General features: G+C 64.3%; 3 protein-coding genes. All 3 read left to right on the forward strand.

Annotated elements, in window-relative coordinates:
- Positions 1-825: 825 nt before the first annotated feature.
- The 3 genes from IU459_RS39125 to IU459_RS36830 all read left to right on the forward strand — a co-directional run bounded on the left by IU459_RS39125 (position 826) and on the right by IU459_RS36830 (position 3,228).
- Positions 826-1,158: a hypothetical protein gene (locus tag IU459_RS39125; RefSeq protein WP_228839038.1), complete on the forward strand. Its 333-nt coding sequence runs from the start codon at positions 826-828 to the stop codon at positions 1,156-1,158.
- The gene (gene istB, locus IU459_RS36825; protein WP_324199178.1) at positions 1,155-2,039 is read left to right on the forward strand and encodes an IS21-like element helper ATPase IstB; all 885 of its coding nucleotides are present in this window, start codon (positions 1,155-1,157) and stop codon (positions 2,037-2,039) included. Before IU459_RS39125 ends, istB begins: the two co-directional genes overlap by 4 nt.
- A 1,024-nt stretch (positions 2,040-3,063) precedes the next feature.
- Entirely contained in the window at positions 3,064-3,228 is a 165-nt protein-coding gene (locus IU459_RS36830) for a hypothetical protein (RefSeq protein WP_195134201.1), read from the forward strand.
- The last annotated feature ends 144 nt before the right edge of the window (positions 3,229-3,372 follow it).

The raw sequence follows: 3,372 nt of genomic DNA on the forward strand, positions 1-3,372 counted from the left end.
GCAGCCAACTCCTGCGAGGACCACACCAGCCGCGACCGGCTTCCCGCTGGGGAATTACGTGAACGCGGCCCTGCCCGAATACGTGAACGGAAAACGGCTTACCTGCGGATTTTCGTGAACGCTGACAGGTGGTGATCCCGTCGTGGGATCAAACCTTGGGTTCGCTGGTGTTGGGCATTGATGTGACGTTGCGTCGGATCGGTGGCGCGCCGACGTATTTGCTCACCGACAACCCGAGAACGGTGACGGTGGACCGGATCGCCGGGCTGCCGGTGCGGCATCCGGAAATCGTTGCGGCGGGGCGGCATTACGGCTGCAAGGTGGAGACGTGTGAGCCGTTCGACCCGGAGTCCAAGGGCGGGGCCGAGCACACGGTGAAGATCGCGAAAGCCGACCTGGTGCCGACAACGGCGAATCTGCTGCCCGGAATACTCGTCGTTCGCCGAGCTGGCCGATGCCTGCTGGGCATGGTGCGAACGGATCAATGCTCGCCCGCATCGCGAGACTGGTGTCGCGCCGATCGCGCGGCTCGGTGTCGAGCGGGCGCATCTGCATGTCTTGCCAGGACAGCCGCATGCGATCGCTCTCGGTGAGGAACGCCTGGTCGGTGATGCAGACGATCCGGTGGGGGTCGGTGCGGTATTCGACCCCGGACGGGTATCAGGGGCAGAAGGTGTGGTGCCGGGTCGCTGGTGAGGAACTGGTGGTCACTGGGCGGAATCGCTCGGGCTGGCCGAGATCGCACGTCATCGGCTCTCGACGCCGGGCAATCCGCGCATCCTCGACGAGCACTACCCGCATCATGCGGGCGGGGATCTGCCACGGGTGCGGAAACTGCGACCGCGGACGGTCGAGGAGATCGCGTTCCTCGAGCTCGGGGAAGGCGCGCGTCGCTGGCTGACCGAGGCCTCGGCGACCGGGGTGTCGCGGATCCGCGCGAAGATGACCCGCGCCCTCGAGCTCGCCGCGCTCACCGGCGCCGAATCTGTCGACGAAGCACTCGGTGTCGCCGCGGTCGCCGGCCGCTTCGATGACGGTGATCTCGCCTCGATCCTCGACCACCTGGCTCGCTTCTCCGGCCTGGCCGAGGTAGTACGCGCCGACGAGGCGCATTCGGTGCAGCCCGGGACCGCCGGTTGGGGGAGGTTCGGCGCATGAGTTCCCCGAAGGCCCCGGCGCTGCCGGAGGAACTGGACAAGATCTGCCGCCGGATGCGGCTGCCCTATCTGCGCAAAGCCGCCCCCGACGTGCTCGCGACCGCGCGTGCTCAACGCTGGGATCCGGCCGAAGTGCTGCGGGTGCTGCTGTCCGAGGAAGTCTCTGGCCGAGACTCGGCGACCCGGCGCCAGCGCCGCAAGAACGCGAACTTTCCGACCGGCAAAACGTTCTCCTCCTGGCTGCCGGAGGAATCGACCATCCCCGAAGCCACCCAGAACGCGCTCGCCACCCTGGAATGGGTCGGCCGGCACGAGAATCTGGTGGTCGCGGGAGCCTCCGGCACCGGCAAGAGTCACTTCGTCGAAGCGCTCGCGCATTCGGCGATCGAGAACGACCTACGGGTCTCGTGGTTCACCCTCGAATCCCTCGCCGCCACCATCGGCAAGGCCAAAGCCGACGGGTCGATCGCCCGCGCGGTCGCCCGCATCTGCTCCTGCGACCTGATCGTCTGCGACGACATCGGCATGCTGCCGGTGGGCCCGGACGCCGCCGAAGCGTTCTACCGCGTGATCGACGCCGCATACGAACGCCGGTCCATCGCGGTGACCAGCAATATCCACCCCAGCGGATTCGACACGATCATGCCCAAGACCTTGGCCACCGCGGCAGTCGATCGGCTCCTGCACCACGCGCATCTCGTGCTGACCAAAGGCGATTCCCACCGGCTCGCCGAAGCCCTCGCCGGCAAGGGGGTGATGCCATTGGCCTGCCAACTCATCCGGCGAACCGATGTCCATCGGCCCGGAGAACTGCTGTCCGCCCAGCCGGACCGTCCGGCTGCGCATCGGTTGCTTCAGACGGTGGCGGATCAGCCTTTGTGAGACAGGCGACAAGTGCCTGTGCAGTGCGGAACCCGAATGCTCGAGCCACCATCTCGAGATCGTGCACCGTCAGTGGCCGACTTGTGACAGATTTTGTTCGATGAACCATCAGGTCAACGCTGGCGTTTGCAGACATCACACCCCGCCATGACACTCGCTCGGTGGACGCAGGGCGTCGTCGACGCGTTCGAGGCAATCGGCGTCTGACCATGTCAGCTCCGTTCCAGTGCTGCATGTGTGCGATGACAGCCAGCCCCGCGCTTTGATCTGTGGGGTGCCACAAGTAAATCGGCTTTCCGCTGTACGCGCAGACACTGGCCAGGTACATCGCACGCTCAACGTGGGGAAGCCACTGACAGGAGGTGCACTGGTACGCGCGCGCCTCGTATCCAACCTCACCTGAACCAGACCTACCGGGTCGGGATGGCGAGCCACGAGCCTGTTGGCAGACATCAAACCGTCCTCAGCGTGAGTAAGACAACTAGGTGCCGATCTCGGAATAATCCTTCGCGGATTCATCCTTGTGCGATATGGGGAAAACGCCTACGACTGAGGGGTTCGCAGTGGTGCGTACCTCCCCACTGCGCCCTCAGATCTGTACTGCACCGGCGCCTGGATTGGTAGCGTGCCGCGACGATTGTGCAGATTGCTGCAGCGGAATCGGATGGTTGTGTCCGGCAGAGTGGTGTACCAGCGATTTCGTAGCGACCGTATGAGCGTGTCGTAGCCGGATAGTGGGCGTCACACCGCGTGATCCTTCTTGAACCGCCAAGCTCAACGAAGGGAAAGTCACGCGACGACCAGGATTCAGCCTATCGACCCGGGCAAGTCGTTCGCCGAACAACTCGCCACAATTCCCCTGCGCGGAAACAGCGCTATTGTCTAGTTCCAGCATGGCCCGTGACACTATGGTTCGCTCTTTCAACCCGCAGCGAAAGGACACCCTGTCCATACTCGCCCTGGCCTGGCTGACCGGGGCGAAAGCCATTGCGGCAAAAGGGGAACCAGCAACCACGAACAAGGCATGATCGCACTCACGCTACCGGAGATCCGGCGCCTGACCATCGCCCTGGCCCTGCCCGCCCTCCGCTGCACCCACCACATCTTGGCCTGGTCGAACTGGCGCCGCCGACGACAGCACCAAGCCCGCCTATCCCACTACCGGCGACGAGGACACCCACTCGCCTGAGTACCGTTGCAGTACTAAGACCATGTCTCACATGGATGTAATTCGTTCTTGGCGCATTGAGATCGGTTGTGTTGCATGATGTTCGGTCGTGGTGGATGCGTTGTCGCGGCGGCTTGTGCCGGACGAGTTGTGGGATCTGGTCGA

It is taken from the genome of Nocardia amamiensis (genome assembly GCF_015477605.1).
GTDB classification, from domain to species: domain Bacteria; phylum Actinomycetota; class Actinomycetes; order Mycobacteriales; family Mycobacteriaceae; genus Nocardia; species Nocardia amamiensis_A.